A 16597-nucleotide genomic window follows, 5' to 3' on the forward strand; every position below is an offset into this window, starting at 1 on the left:
GCCGCCAACAATTGCAAATAAAATTTCACATAAAAATTCAAGTAGAAATTTATTTCTACAAAGTAGCCACACCCGGCCGCGTACGCGCCACCCCGGCAAACACTTGCGGCCAACCTTGTGCCGCAAGGTTGGCCGCAACAAAAAAGAGGGCCGCCCATCGCCGGGCGGCCCTGTTCCGGGGCAAGACGACCGTCGGCTGCCGACGGTCGGGCGCACACTCAGACGCGCTGCTGCCGCACTGCCTGCTCGTAGCGGTCGCGTGCCGCGTTCACCTCGCTGCGCTCCGACACCTGCGGAATGCCCACCTGCCACCAGCTGCCGCCTTCCGGCGTGCACTGCGGGCCGTCCACCTGCAGGCTGATCAGATAGCTCTTCGTCGATGCACGCGCACGCTGCATCGCCGCTTCCAGCTCCGCCACCGTGCGCACCGTTTCCGCCGCCGCGCCCAGCGAGCGGGCGTTCATTTCGAAATCGATGCTCGGCGCGCCGTCCGGCCCGGTCAGGCAGTGCTCGTACATATTGTTGAACTGCGCGCCGCCGCAGGCCTGCTGCAGACGGTTGATGCAGGCGTAGCCGGCGTTGTCCAGCAGCACCACGATGATCTTGTGCCCCAGCATCACCGAGGTGGCCAGCTCGTTGTTGAGCATCATGTAGCTGCCGTCGCCCACCATCACGATCACCTCGCGCTCGGGCTGCGCCATCTTGGCGCCCAGCCCGCCGGCCACTTCGTAACCCATGCAGGAGTAGCCGTATTCCATGTGGTAACCACCGGGACGGCTGGTGCGCCACAGCTTGTGCAGCTCGGCCGGCAAGGTACCCGCCGCGCACACCACGATATCGTTGGCGGTGGAATCGGCCGCCGAGGCCTGCACCGCGCCGATGGCTTCGGCGTAGGTCGGCAGCGCGGCACGCGGGCTGACCACGATTTCCGCCACCTGGCGACGCCAGGCGTCGCACAGCCGCCGCGCCTGCGTGTCCCACGCCGCCTCGCTGTGCCAGTCACCCAGCGCGGCAGAGAGTGCCGTCAGGCCGGCCGTGGCGTCAGCCTGGATGCTGCAGCCGCCCCACTTGATGGCATCAAAAGTATTGACGTTGATCGACAGCAGTTTGGCCTGCGCGTACAGCGTGTGCGAGCCGGTGGTGAAATCCTGCAGCCGGGTGCCGACCGCCAGCACCACGTCGGCGTCCTGTGCCAGCGCGTTGGCCGCCGGCGAGCCGGTGACGCCGATGGAACCGGCCAGCAGCGGGTGATCCCACGCCAGCGCACCCTTGCCGCCGTGGGTCTCACCCACCGGAATACCGTGCCTGTCGACAAACTGGCGCAGCGCGGCTACCCCGCCCTGGCTGTACAGCACGCCGCCGCCGGTGACGATCAGCGGCCGCTTGGCGTTTTTCAGGATCGCGGCCAGTTCCGCCACTTCGGCGGCCTCGGCCGGCGGCTGGCGGAAGCGGATGGTACGTTCGTTAAAGAACGATTCCGGCCAGTCATGCGCCAGCGCCTGCACGTCCTGCGGCAGCGCCAGCGTCACCGGGCCGCACAGCGCCGGGTCGGTGAGGTAGGCAATGGCACGCGGCAGCGCGGTCAGCAGCTGCTCCGGTACCACGATGCGGTCGAAATAGCGCGACACCGGGCGCAGGGTGTCGGCGGCGGAGACGCCGCCGTCGTGGAAGTCTTCCACCTGCTGCAGCACCGGGTCCGGTGCGCGGGTGATGAAGATGTCGCCCGGCAACAGCAGCATCGGCAGGCGGTTGACGTGCGCGGTGGCCGCGGCGGTCACCAGGTTGTTGCAGCCGGGGCCGATCGAGGTGGTCACCGCCATCATGCGGCGGCGGAAGTGCGCCTTGGCATAGGCAGCGGCAGCCAGCGCCATGCCCTGCTCGTTGTGGGCGCGGAAGGTGGGCAGCGCATCGCGCATCGCGTACAGCGCCTCGCCGAGACCCGCCACGTTGCCGTGGCCGAAAATCGCCCACACCCCGCCAAAAAGCTGCTCACGCGTGCCGTCTTCGGCCACCACATACTGCGCGGCCAGATAGCGCACCAGCGCCTGGGCCACCGTCAAGCGTACTGTCTTCACCTTTGTCTCCTTGTCCATGCGGCCTGCCGTGGGCCGTTACGCCGCCGTCAGCGTGCGGCTACCTGCTCACGATATAGGAACGGCGCCTTTTTGCAAAATATTTTCTTAAATTTAAATTGATAGAAATTAATTTCGCAACGTCGATTGCGCCTATGTCAGCCATCAGCCCAGATACGGCTGCTGCCCCATGTTCTCCGGCAGATACAGCCGGAACTCGCCAGCCAGCGAGACGGAGGCATCCGCCGGCGCCATCTCCAGCGCAGCCAGCACATGCTGCAGCGCGCGGATGGCCTGCGTGTCCGGGTCCTGATCGATCACCACATCCAGCAGCCCCTGCTGCATATACAGACGGTGGTCGTCGGAAATCTCGTGCGTCACCCAGCACACCTTGTCCAGCGCGAAGCGGCGCAGCGCGGCCTCGATGCCGGGCGAGCCGGCCCCGGTATTGTAGATACCGGCGATCACGTCGCCGCGCTGGAAGGCCTGGCTCACCGCCCAGTAGCACTTGTCCGGGTCGTCGTGGGTTTCGCTGCTGCGGGCATCGCATTCCAGCTCGGGAAACTGCGCTGCCAGCACATCGCGGCAACCGCTGCTGCGCTCGATATGGCCACGGTAGTCGCGGCGGCTACTCAACAGCAGGATGCGGCCAACCTTGCGGCACAGCCGCCCCAGCAGATAGCCGGCAGTGCGGCCGGCGGCGTAGTTGTCGATGCCGACATAACAGGCGCCCGCCACCTCGTCCACCCGTGTCACCACCAGCGCGATGTGCTCGCCACGCGCGCGCGCCTGCTGCAGCGCCGCCCGCACCGCCGGCGTATCCGGCGCCGCCACGATCAGCGCCTGGCGCTGATGACGGCGCTGGGTGATGGCGCGCAGCAGCGCCGCCTCGTCCTGATCCGGCGTCCACAGCCGGTGCACCACCAGCCGCTTGTCCAGCATCGCCACCCCGCGCTGCAGCGCCTGATTGAGGCGCAGGAAGAATGGCGAGCGGTTGTCCGGCAACACGATGTCGATGTGGATCAGCCCGTGGCGGGTGTCCGGCAACAGCCGCGGCACGCCCAGCTGCCGCGCCGCCGCCACCACTTGCGCCCGCGCCCGCGCCGACACGCTGCCGCGCTCGTTCAGCACCCGGTCCACGGTGGCGACGCTGACACCGGCCAATGCCGCAATCTCGACAAAACGCGCGGTTTTCTTGCGGCGAGGGGAACTGTCCATCTATGGCTCCGTAACGGTAACAGCTGGCCGGCAGCAGTGCGGCACAGCCGGGCGGCGGCGTCAGCATCATCCTGCCGCGCTGGCCGTCAGCTTAATCCCATATTGACGATTTATCGTCAACAACAGTGCTGCCATTTCTGTTGACGACCTCTAGATTTAGCCAACACCAGCCCCCGACACAGGGTGCGGCCAACACTAAAAACCGGAGGAGATCATCATGAAACTTGCACTCGACCCCTACATGCACCGCCACCTCAGCCTGCCGGCGCTGGTGCAGAAAACCGCCGAGCTGGGCTATGACCAGATCGAGCTGTCGCCCCGTGCCGACTTCCTCGACTGGTGGGTGATGCCGCGCGCCCACTCCGGCCGCATCGCCGAGTTCAAGCGCGCGCTGCGCGAGCATGGTGTTGGTCTGGCCACCCTGCAGCCGATGTATCGCTGGGCCAGCCCGGTCGAGGACGAGCGCCAGTGGGCGCTGAAGTGCTGGAAGAAGGCCATTGAAGTGGCGGTGGAAATGGACTGCCGGTTGATGATTTCCGAATTCGGCCGTGGCGCCTCGCCGGAGCGTTCGGTCGGCCAGGGCGCCGGCGCCAACACCCGCGAAATGTGCGAGGCCGCCTGGTGGCGTTCGATGGAAGAGCTGGTGCCGATATTCGAACGCGAAGGCATCACCCTGTCGGTGGAGCCGCACCCGGAAGACTGGGTGGAGACGCTGGCCCCGGCGCTGGACATCGTGCGCGTGCTCGGTTCGGCCAACGTCAAGCTGTCCTACATCGCCCCGCACACCTTCTATTACGGCGACGACATGGCCGCCATGCTGCGCGAGGCCGCCCCGGTGCTGGCGCATGTGCGCGTGGCCGACACCTTCAACCACAAGGCCAGCTCGCAGCTGCGCTACATCGTCAACCCGCCGGGTTCCAGCCATATCCGCGTGCACCAGCACCTGGACATCGGCCAGGGCGAGATCGACTGGGAGGTGTTTTTCGCCACCCTGGCCGACATCGGCTTCGACGGCGTGCTGTCGTCCTGCGTGTTCGCCTGGGAAGAACGCGCCGACGAATCCTCCCGCTTCATGCGCCAGGAGATCCAGCGCTACCTCGACAAGTACCAGCGCTAAGGCACCACTCACAACCCCCCTGATGCTGCGTTGCGCCGCCTTGCCTCAGCCATTGCATTAGGTTTTGTGAGCAGTGCTCTGTTTTTCTGCCTCCCCGCGCCTGCCGCGGGGCGGGCCCCGCTTTGCCTAAAAAACCAGAAGGAGACATCAACCATGAGCCGCATCGACTTTGCCATCAACCGCATCAGCGCACCGCGCCTGTCGTTCCACGACTACCTGGCCATGTGCCAGCGCCTGGGCGTGTCCACCATCGAGATCCGCAACGACCTGAACGGCGTGGAGATCAGCGACGGCACCAGTCCGGCCGCCATCCGCGACGCCGCGCAGGCCGCCAATATCCGCATCCGCTCCATCAACGCGCTGTACCCGTTCGATGTGTTTGATGCCGACCTGCAGGCGCGTGCGGTGAAACTGGCCGCCTACGCCCGCGACTGCGGCGCCGAGGCGCTGGTGATGTGCCCGCTGAACAGCTGGGAAGACAAGCGCAGCGCCAGCGAGCGTTACCGCGACCTGGTAAACGCGCTGCAGCAGCTGCGCCCGATTCTGGACGACCACGGCATCAGCGGCCTGGTGGAGCCGCTGGGCTTCGAGGAGTGCTCGCTGCGCCGCAAGTCCGACGCGGTGAAAGCGATTTTCGATGCCGCCGGCGAGCACCACTACCAGCTGGTGCACGACACCTTCCACCACCACCTGTCCGGTGAAGACATTTTCTACCCCGAGCTGACCGGCCTGGTGCACATCTCCGGGGTGGAATCGACAGCACTGGCCGACAACCAGATGCGCGACGGCCACCGCGTGCTGGTGGGCGATGCCGACCGCCTGGGCAACCTGCGCCAGCTGGCCATTCTGCTGCAGCGCGGCTACGACGGCGTGGTGTCGTTCGAGCCGTTTGCCGCCGAGATCATGGAAGCCAGCGACAGCGAAGCCCTGCTGCGCAGCAGCATGGACTACATCCGCCACTCGCTGAGCTGAACCGCAACCGCACAAGGTTGGCCGCAAGCCCTGCGGCCAACCTTGACCCAACCGCAACAACACCAGCAACTACATAGAGAGAACAGATCATGACCTTGCAAATCGGCGTCATCGGCACCGGTGCCATCGGCCAGGACCACATCCGCAGAATCACCCAGGCGCTGTCCGGCGCCCGCGTGGTGGCGGTGAACGACATCAACCCGCAACAGGCGCGCGACACCGTGGCACGCTACCAGCTGGACGCCATCGTGCACACCGATGCCCACGCGCTGGTGGCCGATCCGGCAGTACAGGCGCTGCTGGTTACCTCCTGGGGCCCGACGCACGAGGAATTCGTGCTGGCCGCCATCGCCAAGGGCAAGCCGGTGTTCTGCGAGAAGCCGCTGGCGGTGACCGCCGAAGGCTGCCGCCGCATCGTCGATGCCGAGATCGCCCACGGCAAACGCCTGGTGCAGGTCGGTTTCATGCGTCCGTACGACGCCGGCTACCGCGCGCTGAAAGACGTGATCACCAGCGGCAGCATCGGCGCGCCGCTGATGCTGCACTGCGCGCACCGCAACCCGAGCGTGGGCGACAGCTACACCACGCCAATGGCGATCACCGACACCCTGATCCATGAGCTGGACGTGCTTCGCTGGCTGCTGGACGACGACTACGTGTCCGCCCAGGTGGTGTTCCCGCGCAAGACCAGCCACGCCAGCTCGCACCTGGCAGACCCGCAGATCGTGCTGCTGGAAACCAGCCGCGGTGTGCGCATCGACGTGGAAATCTTCGTCAACTGCCAGTACGGCTACGACATCCAGTGCTCGGTAGTGGGTGAAAGCGGCGTGGCCAACCTGCCGGAGCCGGCCAGCGTGCTACTGCGCAGCGAAGCGCGGCTGGGCACCACCATCCTCACCGACTGGAAACAGCGCTTCATCGACGCCTACGACGTGGAGCTGCAGGGCTTCATCAACGGCATCCGCGACGGTGCGCTGACCGGCCCGTCTGCCTGGGACGGCTACGCCGCCGCTGTAGCCGCTGATGCCTGCGTCAAGGCACAGGAAACGCGTCAGGTCGAAGCCATCAGCATGGGTGAACGCCCGGCGTTCTACCCGCGCTAAGCGAAAACACAGCCGCCGGCTGCCGCACGACCCCTGTCAGGGTGGCGGCAGCCGGTGCGCTGTTGCGTAGCAGGCACAATAAACAGCTGGTCAAATTTTTCTATTAAATTACTATTTGAGAAATTTATTTCTAAACATATACTGCGCTGACAACACAGGCCCACCCGCAACGGGTGTCAGCGCAGAATGGTCTGCGCGAGGCTGATAATCCCCCGGAGACCACCATGATCGACGTAGCCCTGTTCGGCGCTGGCCGTATCGGCAAGATTCACGCGGCCAACCTGTTTGCGCACCAAGGCGTGCGCCTGAAATACGTGGTGGACACCCACGCACCGTCCGCCGCCGCACTGGCCGAACAATACGGCGCCAGCGTCACCGACACCGATACCGCGCTGAATGACGCCAGCGTCGGCGCCGTGGTGATTGCCAGCAGCACCGACACCCATGCCGAGCTGATCCTGCGCGCCGCCGCCGCCGGCAAGGCCATCTTCTGCGAAAAACCGGTCGATCTCGACCTGGCCCGCGCCCGCGACTGCGCCGCCGCGGTGGCTGCGGCCAAGGTGCCGTGCCTGATCGGCTTCCAGCGCCGCTACGACCCGACCTTTGCCGCGGTGAAGGCGCGCATCGACGCCGGCGAGATCGGCAGCCCGGAAATGCTGATCGTCACCAGCCGCGACCCGGGCGCCCCGCCGGTGGACTACATCAAGCGCTCCGGCGGCATCTTCAAGGACATGCTGATTCACGACTTCGACATCTGCCGCTGGATTCTGGCCGATGAAGTGGTAAGCGTGCACGCCAGCGCCAGCGTGCTGACCGACCCGGCCATCGCCGACGCCGGCGATGCCGACTGCACCGCGGTGACCCTGCGCACCAGGAGCGGCCGCCTGTGCCAGATCAACACCACCCGCCGCGCCGCCTACGGCTACGACCAGCGCTTCGAGGTGCAGGGCAGCCTCGGCATGCTGCAGGCCGGCAACCACCGTCCGACCGAAGTCACCGCCTACAGCAGCAAGCAGGTGGCCACCGACCTGCCGGAGCACTTCTTCCTGGAACGCTACCAGGCCGCCTACGCCGGCGAGATGGCGCACTTCTTCCGCGTCATTACCCAGGGCGAGACGCCGCGCACCACGGTGCAGGACGGCGTGAAGGCACTGGAGCTGGCCGACGCCGCCACCCGCTCGTGGCAGGAAGGCCGCATCATCGCCCTGTAAATCATTGCCAAACCTGCTTGCAACCTCAGCCAAACCCGGGACTGCCGCGTGACAGCGGCCTGCATCGCCGCTGAAGGACGATAGGAGCGGCAGCCCCGGTTTTATCGCAAGCAGGATTGGCGCCCAAATAAGGACCTCCCCGTGAGCACAGTACGTATCGCCATCGTCGGCCTCGGCCGTCTCGGCCGCCGCCATGCGGCCAACCTGCAACAAACCCACCATGCCGAGCTGACCGCCGCCTGCAGCCCGGTGGCCGAGGAGCGCGACTGGGCCGCCACCGCCCTGCCCGGCGTGGCGCTGTATGCCGACTACGCCGAGGTGCTGGCCAATGCGGACGTCGATGCCGTGTTCCTGGTCACCCCTACCTCGCTGCACGCGGAACAGATCATCACCGCGCTCAAGGCCGGCAAGCACGTGTTCTGCGAAAAGCCGCTGGCGCTGAACGTGGAAGACTGCCTGGCGGTGGAAGCAGAAGCCGCGCGCCACCCGCAGCTGAAGGTGATGATCGGCTTCGTGCGCCGCTTCGACGCCAGCTACCGCGACGCCGCCGCCAAGCTGGCCGCCGGCAGCGTCGGCCGCCCCTACCTGCTGCGCTCGCAAACCTGCGACCGCAACGACGAGAGCGGCTTCTTCGTGCATTTCTCTGCCAGCAGCGGCGGCATTTTCATGGATTGCAGCATCCACGACATCGACTTGGCGCGCTGGCTGCTGGGCAATCCGCAACCGAAACGGGTGTGGGCCACCGGCACCAATGCGCGGCACCCGGCGCTGGCCGAGCATCAGGACGTGGACAACGGCGTGGCGATGTGCGAGTTCGAGGGCGGCCAGCTGGCCTGCTTCTACGCCTCGCGCACCCAGGCGCACGGCCACGAGACGCTGACCGAGATCTTCGCCAGCGCAGGCCGCCTCAGCGTGGGCGCCAACCCGCGTGCCAACCGGGTGGAGATCAGCGACACGCACGGCGTGCGCAACGAGTGCGTGCAGGACTTCTACCAGCGCTTTGCCGACGCTTTCGTCACCGAGGCGCAGGTGTTCGTCGACACCATTCGCGACAACCGCCCGTCGCCGGTGACCCTGGCCGACGCACGCGAGGCTACCCGTATCGGCCTCGCCATCACCCAGGCCTTCCGCAGCGGCGAGGCGGTCAGCCTGTAAGCACGCTGGCACGCAAAACGCCCGCCAGAGTTGACCCCGGCGGGCGTTTTGCGTGCAGCGACAGCCTCGGCCTCAGTCCGGCTGCCACACGATCTGCAGCGGCGCCTGCCGCGTCATCAGCGCCAGGTGGCTGTCCAGCACAGCCATCACCTGTTGCACCTGCGCCAGGCTGTCGCCGCTGCTGCGCAGACGCAGCCCGTCCGCGCCGCTTTCCAGCACACAGCTGCCGTAAGGGAAACAGACTTGCCCGCGCTGCGCGTCGAATTCCACCGGCACCTTGCGGGCAAAGTGCTTGCACAGCTTGAACAGGTAGGTGCCGGCGTGCGGTGTGGCCACCAATGCGTGGTAGTGAATCATGACGGTAATGCCTCCGGATGGGATTCGGGGAGCAACTGATCGACGATCAGCTGCGGACGCCCTTGCGAGCAGGGTTCGATACGGGCGGCGATGCCATACACCCGCCGCAGCAATGCCGCATCCAGCACCGCGTCCGGTGCGCCGTCCGCCTGCAGGCGGCCGCCGGCCAGCACCAGCACCCGGTCGCAGGCGCGCAGTGCAAGGTTGAGGTCGTGCAGCGCGATGACGCCGATCGCGCCGCGCTGGCGCACGTCCTCGCCGACCGCACCCAGCACCGCCAGCTGCCAGCGCAGGTCCAGCGCGCTGGTCGGCTCGTCCAGTAGCAGCAGCCGCGGCTGGCGTGCCAGTACCTGCGCCAGCGCCACCATCTGGCGCTGGCCGCCGGACAGGGTGTCCAGCCGCTGCATGGCCAGATCCAGCAGCCCCAGCCGGCGCAGCACGGCGTCGATGCGCGCCTCCGCCTCGCGCCGGCCGACACCATTGGCCAGCAGCCCGCCCAGCAACAGTTCGTAAGGCGACAGCCCCACGCTCTGCGGCAGGCTTTGCGGCAGCAGCGCCACCTGCCGGCTGCGCTGGCGCAGCGGCAGCGCAGGCAGCGAGGCGCCGTCCAGCAGCAGCTGGCCGCCGGACGGCAGCAGGCCGGCCAGCGCGTGGATCAGGGTGGATTTGCCGGCGCCGTTGGGGCCGACCAGCGCGGTGAGGCTGCCTGCGGCCAACGGTGCGGCCAGGCTGACATCCTCGACGATGCGGCGCCGCTGGCGCTGCACGGTGAGCGAGGTGATCTGCAGGCTCATGCGGCGGCCCTCCGTCCCAGAATCAGCAGCATGAAGGCCGGCACCCCGACCAGCGCGGTAACGATGCCGATGGGCACAATCAGCCCCGGGATCAGCGACTTGCTGGCAATGGAGGCCAGCGACAGCATCAGCGCGCCGCACAGCGTGCTAGCCGGCAGGAAGTAGCGATGCTGCTCTCCCACCAGCAGGCGGGCGATGTGCGGCCCGACCAGGCCGACAAAACCGATGGTGCCGACAAAGCACAGCGCCACCGCGGTCAGCAGGCTGACTTCCACCAGGCAGGCACGGCGCACGCGCGCCACGTCCACGCCCAGGCTTTCCGCCTGCGCCTCGCCGCTGCGCAGCAGGGTCAGCGCCCAGGCACGACGCATCGCCAGGCAAAAGCACAGCAGCAGGGTCACCGCCACCAGTAGCACGTTGTGCCAGTCCGCCCGCCCCAGGCTGCCCATGCTCCAGAACACGATCTGCTCCAGCGCATTGCTGTCGGCCAGAAAGTGCATCAGCGACACCAGCGCCTCCAGCGCAAACATCAGGGCGATGCCGAACAGCACCAGCGAGTGGCTGCCGCCGCCGTGCCAGCGCAGCAGCAACAGGATCAGCGCGGTGGACAGCAGCGCCGCCAGAAAGGCACACGCCGGTATCAGCAGCTCGGCCGGCAGCCACGGCAGCGCCGGCACGAACACGATGGCCATGGCGGCGCCCAGCGTGGCCGCTGCCGCCAGCCCCAGCGTGAACGGGCTGGCCAGCGGGTTGTTCAGCACCGTCTGCATCTGCGCACCGGCAAGGCCCAGCGCGGCGCCGACGACCAGCGCCATGCAGGTGTACGGCAGGCGCACGTCGAACAGGATCACCCGGTCGGCGACCTCCAGCGAGTCCGGAGCCAGCAAGCCCTGCACGATGTCTTGCAGCGGCAGGCCGGACGGGCCGGTAGCGATGTCCCACAGCAGGCTCAGGCCCAGCGCGGCCCCCAGCAACAGCAGCACGGCGGCGCGGCGCAGGTTGGCCCGGTGGTAGCGTTGCGCCAGCGACAGCGGCGCATCCAGAGCAAGGGTCGTACTCATAGTTGCGTCCAGTAAGTGCCGTTGAGCGCAACCGGCTGGAAGCGCTGGTAGAAGCGCCTGAGGGTGTCCTCCGGCTGCAGGTCGGCCATTTCCTGTGGGTACAGCCACTTGGCCATCGCCTGCAGGCCGATGATGTTCTGGGCGGAGTAGTTGTAGTGGTGCCAGATGGCGAAGGCACGCTTGCCGGCTACCGCCTTCAGTTGTGGAAAGCCGGGGCGGTTCAGCACCTTGCGCAGGCTGGCACGGGCGGTGGCGGCGTCAATGCCGCTGCCCAGCGCGATGGTGGGCACGCCGCCGGCCACGCTGGCCGGATTGCCGATGGCGGTGCCGATATAGACTTCTGGCTGTGTCTTGAGCAGGAACTCCAGGTTGACGGTGCCATGTATGCCCGGCACCAGCTCGCCGGCAATATTGTGTCCGCCGGCGGCGTCCAGCAGCCGGCCGATCATGCCGTGGGTGATGGTTTCGCAGCATTCGCGGCTCAGCCCGACACGGCTTTCCAGAAATACCGTCGGCTGGCGGCGCGTCAGTTTCAGGCGCTGGCGCACCTTGTCCATTTCGGCCCGGTAGAAGGCGATGAACTCGGCCGCCTCCTGCTTGCGGTCCAGCGCCTGCCCCAGCACCTCGATGCTGCGCACCGTGTGCAGCAGCGGATCGCGGGTAAAGTCGACATAGATCACGGTGATGCCGGCATTCTGCAAGCGCTTCAGCGTGGCATGGTCGTTAACATCGGGACCGTGGCCGCCAAGGCTGAAAATCGCGAGGTCCGGCTTCAGCGCGATGGCCTGCTCCACACTGAAGGTGGCGGCGCTGGTCTTGCCCAGGCGCACCACCTTTGCCAGCGCCGGAAAGCGCTGGCGGTACTGCGCGTAGCCGGCCGGGTCCAGCTGCTCGAAATCGCCGAGCATGCCCACCACCCGCTGCGGCAATTGCTGTTTCTCCAGGATGGCGAGAGAGGTCAGCATGCGCCCCTCGCCAAGAATGATGCGGCCAACCTTGGCCGGCAGGGTCACCTGGCGACCGGCCAGATCGGTGACGCTGGCCGCCAGCGTCACCGTGGAAAACAGCAGGCCCAGTGCCAGGCCGATCCCTTTCAGATAGTTCATTGCAGCTCCAATAGCCGGGCCCCGGCACAGGCCGGGGCACAAGTTCGGTCAGATCAAGAATCAGAAGCGGTAGGTCGCCTGCACGCGCACGTCACGACCGGCCTCCGGGTAGCCCAGCACGCGCTGCTGGTAGGCCTGGTAGGCGTAGGTAGTGTGATCGTAGTAGTGCTTGTTCAGCAGGTTTTTCACTGCCAGGTTGAGGGTCAGCGTGTCCTTGTGCAGCGGCCGCCAGTTGATGTAGATGTCGTGGATGCCGTAGCCCTGCTTGGTACGGCTGACACCCTCGGCAGCACCGACCGGGCGATAGGCCAGCGACTCGACAAAGCGGCCGCTCCAACCCAGATCCATGTTGTAGGCCGGCAGGTCATAGCTGGCGTGCAGCACCCAGGTGCGTCCGCTGCTGGAGCCCAGCCCCAGGTCGCCATCGTGGAACGGCTTGTCGTTCAGGCGCGGCTTGCTGTGCGCGACCGACAGCCCGGTGGTCAGCGCACCGCTGCGGTACTCGGCGCCCAGCTCGTAGCCCTTGATGCGCGCGTCGCCCGCGTTGTCGCGGCAGCCGGCCGGCACCCCGGCGCAGGTCATCGAGGTGATGAAGTTCTTGATGTCCTGCCGGTAAACATTGCCCGACAGGCTGAAGCCGCCCTGCTCGAAACGGAAGCCCAGCTCGCTGTTGCTGGCCTTTTCCGGATCGATGTCGCGGGCGTTCTTCCAGCGCGCGATATCCAGCATGAACGCCTCTTTCGGGCTGACCCCGCGCAGCGCGCGCGAGTGGCCGGCGGTCAGCTTCAGGCTGTCCAGCAACTGCCAGCTGATGCCGGCACTGGGGCTGAAGCCGCTGCTGTTGTAGGTCTGCTGGTGGTTGTCGGTGTACTCGTAGTCGTCGAAGCGCACGCCGGCCGACACGGTGACCGGATCGAAATCGAGCAGGCTCTCGACATAGCCGCCCATCACACCCAGGCTCTCCTTCCCGGTGCCGGTCAGGCCGTAGGGGTTGCGGATATTGCGCGCCGCGGTGTCTTCCTCGCGCCAGTTGAGGCCGTATTTCAGCACATGCGCGCCAAGGTAGCTGCGCAGGCCGACATCCATGCCGGTGGTGGTGATCTCCTCGCCGTAGTTGCGGCCAACCTTGTTGGTGCGTTCCGACTCCACCACCGACCGGTAGACGGTGGCGTCGATCTTGTCGACCACGCCCAGCTTGCCGCCCTGGTAGCGCAGCGTGGCGGTGTCGCGCGCCAGGCGCTGCGGAATCGGGTCGTTGGGCAGCTGCGGATGGGCGAACTCCGGCATCATGTTGGCGCGCGCGTTGCGGATGCCCTCGTCGTTGCTGTGCTGGTAGGAGGCGCTGATGCGATGCTCCGGCGACAATGCAAAGCCGAACTTGGCCAGCAGGTTCTGCTGCTCGGTCGCCGAGTTGGCCACCAGCTGGCCGTCACCGCTCTTGTAGTTCTGTGTCTCCAGCAGGCTGCCCGACACCAGGCCGTCGAAACGCTCGTCCAGCTGCCCGGCCACGGTGGCCATGCTGCGCCAGCCCTTGTTGCTGGACCAGCCGCCGGTCAGCGACATGGCAAAATCGCGGCCATCGCGCAGCATGTCACGCGCATCAATGGTCTCCAGCCGGATGGCACCGCCCAGCGCCCCCGGACCGGCACTGGCCGCAGCGGTGCCCTTCTCCACTTCCACCGTCTTCAGCAGCTGCGGGTCGATCACCAGCGCGCTCTGGTGGTGATAAACCTTGCCGTTGATCTGCGCACCGTCGACGCTGAGGTTCAGCATCGACTCTTCCATGCCGCGGATGTACACCTTCTGCGCGATCGCATTGCCGCCGCCGCCGACGCTGATCTCGCTGTCCTTGCGGTAGATATCGCCCAGGTCGCGCGCCTGGCTGTCGGCCAGCTCGTCCTGGCGGATGGTCTTGTCCAGCGTCGGCGTTTTGGCGCTCACCACGACATTGGGCAACCGGCCAACGCCATCTTCGGCAAGGGCGGCATGGCTCCAGCCGACAAGCAACATGGCACCGAGCAGCGGCAGCCGGAACGGAGGGGGAAGAATATGGGTCATGAAAAGCCTATCCTGTGCAAAAGAATGCCGGCACAATGAAGCAAACCGGCTTGTTATCAATAATCATTCTCAAATATAATTTTTCCATATTTTTTCAGCCCCGTCCTTTGCTCGCCAAAACAAAAGCTTTGCACCAAGGACATCCGACAGGACTCCCCCGCATGCACACCGGGCACAGCAAAGCAGCAGCCCGCGCTGAACACGCACCAAAACCCGACATGATGAACTCCTGCGAACCCATAACGCCGGCCACCAGAATACGGGGCCGCTTTGTCAGCGAAACCCTGCGCACCGGCCTGTCGCTGCACTGCACCCAGATCGACATCCTGCAGGCCATACATACCCGCAGCAGTGCCGAGCCCGGCCTGCGCCTGATCCTGATGCTGGAAGGAAAGCTGGAAGCACATGTTGGCAGGCAGCGCCTGTCACTGGATGCCAGCCGCCAGCCGCAAGGCGTACTGCTGTCCATTGCCGAAACCGAACAACTGCAGCGGGACATCCCACAACCGATGCAGCAGCGCCAGGTAGTCATTGCCGTCAACCAGCAATGGTTTGAAGAAGGCGGCTTCAGCAATCTTGGCGATGCCAGCACTACGCTGGACTTGTGCCGGCAACATCTGGCAGTACGCCCGTTGCAAGTCACTACCGCGCTGGGCCGTCTTGCCGGGCAGCTGCTGCACCCGGCACAGCGCCCGCCGCATCTGCAGCGGCTGTTCCAGGAGTGCCATTCCGTAGAATTATTGATGGAGGCACTGGGACAGCTGCAAAGAAGCAACGGCAACCCCGGGCTCAAGCCGGCAGAACACCGGCGCGCGGAACGCCTGCGACAACTGCTGGACAGCGGCAGTGCCGATAGCTGGTCGCTGGCGGACATGGCACGGGAAATGGGCAGCAACCCTACGACCCTGCAACGGCAATTCCGGACCCTGCACGGCTGCAGCATTTTTGATTACCTGCGCCAGCAGCGCCTGGCGCGCGCACACCAGCTGCTGCTGCAGGGAGCCAGCGTGACCGAAGCCGCCCTGCAGGCCAGCTACGGCAGTCCGGCCAACTTTGCCACCGCCTTCCGGCGCCAGTACGGCGTCTGCCCGCGCAGCCTGCGCCGGTAGCCCGATATCACCCGGCGGCAGCCAGGGCTGTCAGGAACGTCTCCAGCACCAGATTGGGCCGTCGCCCCTTGCGCGTCACCACCGTCAGCGGCACCTGGTAGTGCAGCTGCTGCGGGCGGATGGCGCGCAGCTTGCCCTGCGCCACCCAGCTGGCGGCAAAGTGGTCCGGCAGGTAGCCGATGTAGCGACCGGTGAGGATCAGGAAGGCGATGCCCTCGCGATCGGAAGCAGTCGCGCAGCCGTCCAGCGCCTGCTGGCTCTGCTGCGCCTCCGGCGGCAGGCGAAAGCCCGGTATCACCGCCGGCGCGGCGGCGATGTCGGCATCGCCGATATCGGCATCGGCGCGCCAGAACAGCGGGTGGCCCTGGCTGCAGTACAGCAGCGAGTCCTCCTCGTACAGCGGGATGTAATCCAGCCCGGCCAGCGGGCTGACCAGCGGCACCACGCCGACGTGCAGCTGGCCGTCCAGCACTTTCAGCTCGATGTCGCTGGGCGTCATCATGCCGATATTGATGCGCACCCCCGGCCCCTGTTCGCTCAGCACGCGCAGCGACTGGGTGATGCGCATGCGCGACTGCGTCACCAGGCTGTTGACGATGCCGATGTTCAGCTCGCCACGCAGCTGCTGGTGCAGTTGGTTCACCTGGCTGCGGAAGCCTTCGATGGCCGCCAGCAGGCTCTGGCTGGCGTGCAGCACCTCGCGCCCTTCGTCGGTCAGCGCAAAACCGGCGCGCCCACGCTGGCACAGGCGGATGCCAAGACGCTTTTCCAGATCGCCCATGTGCAGGCTGATGGCGGAGCGGCTGATGCCGAGCACGCTCTCCGCCGCCGAGAAGCCGCCACACTCGGCCACGGTCTTGAACAGGCGCAGCAGGCGGATATCGAAATCGCTGACCTGGCCCAGGGATGTCTTCTTGCTCATGGTTTAACAAACACTCAACTTAACGTGAGAAAGATGTGATTTAACTCACATTTAATCCTGGTGCAAGCTATGAGCCTGTTCATGATCTTTTGGCGGCTGCGCTGGCACGGCAAATGGTCAGATGCTAGGCGGACGGCGCCGGCCTTAGTCGTTCTAAGGCCAAGCCGACCAACAACGCAGATGGCCATTTGCCGTGCTAGCCCTACGGGGCCGGTTTCTGCCGGCGCATCGCGGTGTCGATCGCCCCTGGCAGTGAATGACACTGCGGCGGGGCGCTCTCCTGGCGCTGCATCCGGCAGAAAACGGCCGCAGCCGTAAAAAGACCATGAACAGGCTCAATCA

At 66.2% G+C, this 16597-nt stretch carries 14 protein-coding genes; 6 read left to right on the top strand and 8 right to left on the bottom strand.

The window, feature by feature from the left end:
• Positions 1-218 precede the first annotated feature (218 nt).
• Positions 219-2075: a 3D-(3,5/4)-trihydroxycyclohexane-1,2-dione acylhydrolase (decyclizing) gene (iolD, locus tag IE083_RS04575; RefSeq protein ID WP_229799604.1), complete on the bottom strand. Its 1857-nt coding sequence runs from the start codon at positions 2073-2075 to the stop codon at positions 219-221.
• Positions 2076-2237: 162 nt separating this feature from the next.
• Complete coding sequence (locus IE083_RS04580) at positions 2238-3290, bottom strand: LacI family DNA-binding transcriptional regulator (RefSeq protein ID WP_189352448.1); 1053 nt, start codon at positions 3288-3290, stop codon at positions 2238-2240.
• A gap of 217 nt (positions 3291-3507) precedes the next feature.
• Between IE083_RS04580 and IE083_RS04585 the strand changes: the two genes are divergently transcribed.
• From IE083_RS04585 to IE083_RS04605, 5 genes are all read left to right on the top strand, one after another.
• Positions 3508-4407: a sugar phosphate isomerase/epimerase family protein gene (locus IE083_RS04585; RefSeq protein ID WP_189352449.1), complete on the top strand. Its 900-nt coding sequence runs from the start codon at positions 3508-3510 to the stop codon at positions 4405-4407.
• Between the two features lie 153 nt (positions 4408-4560).
• A complete protein-coding gene (locus tag IE083_RS04590; protein ID WP_189352450.1) occupies positions 4561-5379 on the top strand; it encodes a TIM barrel protein in 819 nt (272 codons plus the stop codon).
• A gap of 89 nt (positions 5380-5468) precedes the next feature.
• Entirely contained in the window at positions 5469-6482 is a 1014-nt protein-coding gene (iolG, locus tag IE083_RS04595) for a bifunctional inositol 2-dehydrogenase/D-chiro-inositol 1-dehydrogenase (protein ID WP_189352451.1), read from the top strand.
• Positions 6483-6706: 224 nt separating this feature from the next.
• A complete protein-coding gene (gene iolG, locus IE083_RS04600; RefSeq protein WP_189352452.1) occupies positions 6707-7693 on the top strand; it encodes an inositol 2-dehydrogenase in 987 nt (328 codons plus the stop codon).
• A gap of 141 nt (positions 7694-7834) precedes the next feature.
• Positions 7835-8848, top strand: coding sequence for a Gfo/Idh/MocA family oxidoreductase (locus IE083_RS04605; protein WP_189352453.1), 1014 nt, complete (start codon positions 7835-7837; stop codon positions 8846-8848).
• A gap of 72 nt (positions 8849-8920) precedes the next feature.
• On the opposite strand, the gene IE083_RS04610 is transcribed toward IE083_RS04605, so the two are convergent.
• The 5 genes from IE083_RS04610 to IE083_RS04630 are packed head-to-tail and all read right to left on the bottom strand — an operon-like array spanning position 8921 to position 14224.
• A complete protein-coding gene (locus IE083_RS04610) occupies positions 8921-9205 on the bottom strand; it encodes a DUF2218 domain-containing protein (RefSeq protein WP_189352454.1) in 285 nt (94 codons plus the stop codon).
• Complete coding sequence (locus tag IE083_RS04615; RefSeq protein ID WP_189352455.1) at positions 9202-9999, bottom strand: ABC transporter ATP-binding protein; 798 nt, start codon at positions 9997-9999, stop codon at positions 9202-9204. Before IE083_RS04615 ends, IE083_RS04610 begins: the two co-directional genes overlap by 4 nt.
• Positions 9996-11060: a FecCD family ABC transporter permease gene (locus IE083_RS04620; protein ID WP_189352456.1), complete on the bottom strand. Its 1065-nt coding sequence runs from the start codon at positions 11058-11060 to the stop codon at positions 9996-9998. The genes IE083_RS04615 and IE083_RS04620 overlap by 4 nt, the downstream gene beginning before the upstream one ends.
• Entirely contained in the window at positions 11057-12166 is a 1110-nt protein-coding gene (locus IE083_RS04625) for an ABC transporter substrate-binding protein (protein WP_189352457.1), read from the bottom strand. Before IE083_RS04625 ends, IE083_RS04620 begins: the two co-directional genes overlap by 4 nt.
• A 60-nt stretch (positions 12167-12226) precedes the next feature.
• The gene (locus IE083_RS04630) at positions 12227-14224 is read right to left on the bottom strand and encodes a TonB-dependent receptor domain-containing protein (protein ID WP_189352458.1); all 1998 of its coding nucleotides are present in this window, start codon (positions 14222-14224) and stop codon (positions 12227-12229) included.
• A 218-nt stretch (positions 14225-14442) separates the two neighbouring features.
• Between IE083_RS04630 and IE083_RS04635 the strand changes: the two genes are divergently transcribed.
• A complete protein-coding gene (locus IE083_RS04635) occupies positions 14443-15333 on the top strand; it encodes a helix-turn-helix domain-containing protein (protein ID WP_189352459.1) in 891 nt (296 codons plus the stop codon).
• A 7-nt stretch (positions 15334-15340) separates the two neighbouring features.
• On the opposite strand, the gene IE083_RS04640 is transcribed toward IE083_RS04635, so the two are convergent.
• On the bottom strand, positions 15341-16255 hold the full coding sequence (locus IE083_RS04640) for a LysR family transcriptional regulator (RefSeq protein ID WP_189352460.1): 915 nt from the start codon (positions 16253-16255) through the stop codon (positions 15341-15343).
• Between the last annotated feature and the right edge of the window lie 342 nt (positions 16256-16597).

Origin of the sequence: Vogesella fluminis (assembly GCF_014652335.1) — a bacterium.
Lineage (GTDB): Bacteria > Pseudomonadota > Gammaproteobacteria > Burkholderiales > Chromobacteriaceae > Vogesella > Vogesella fluminis.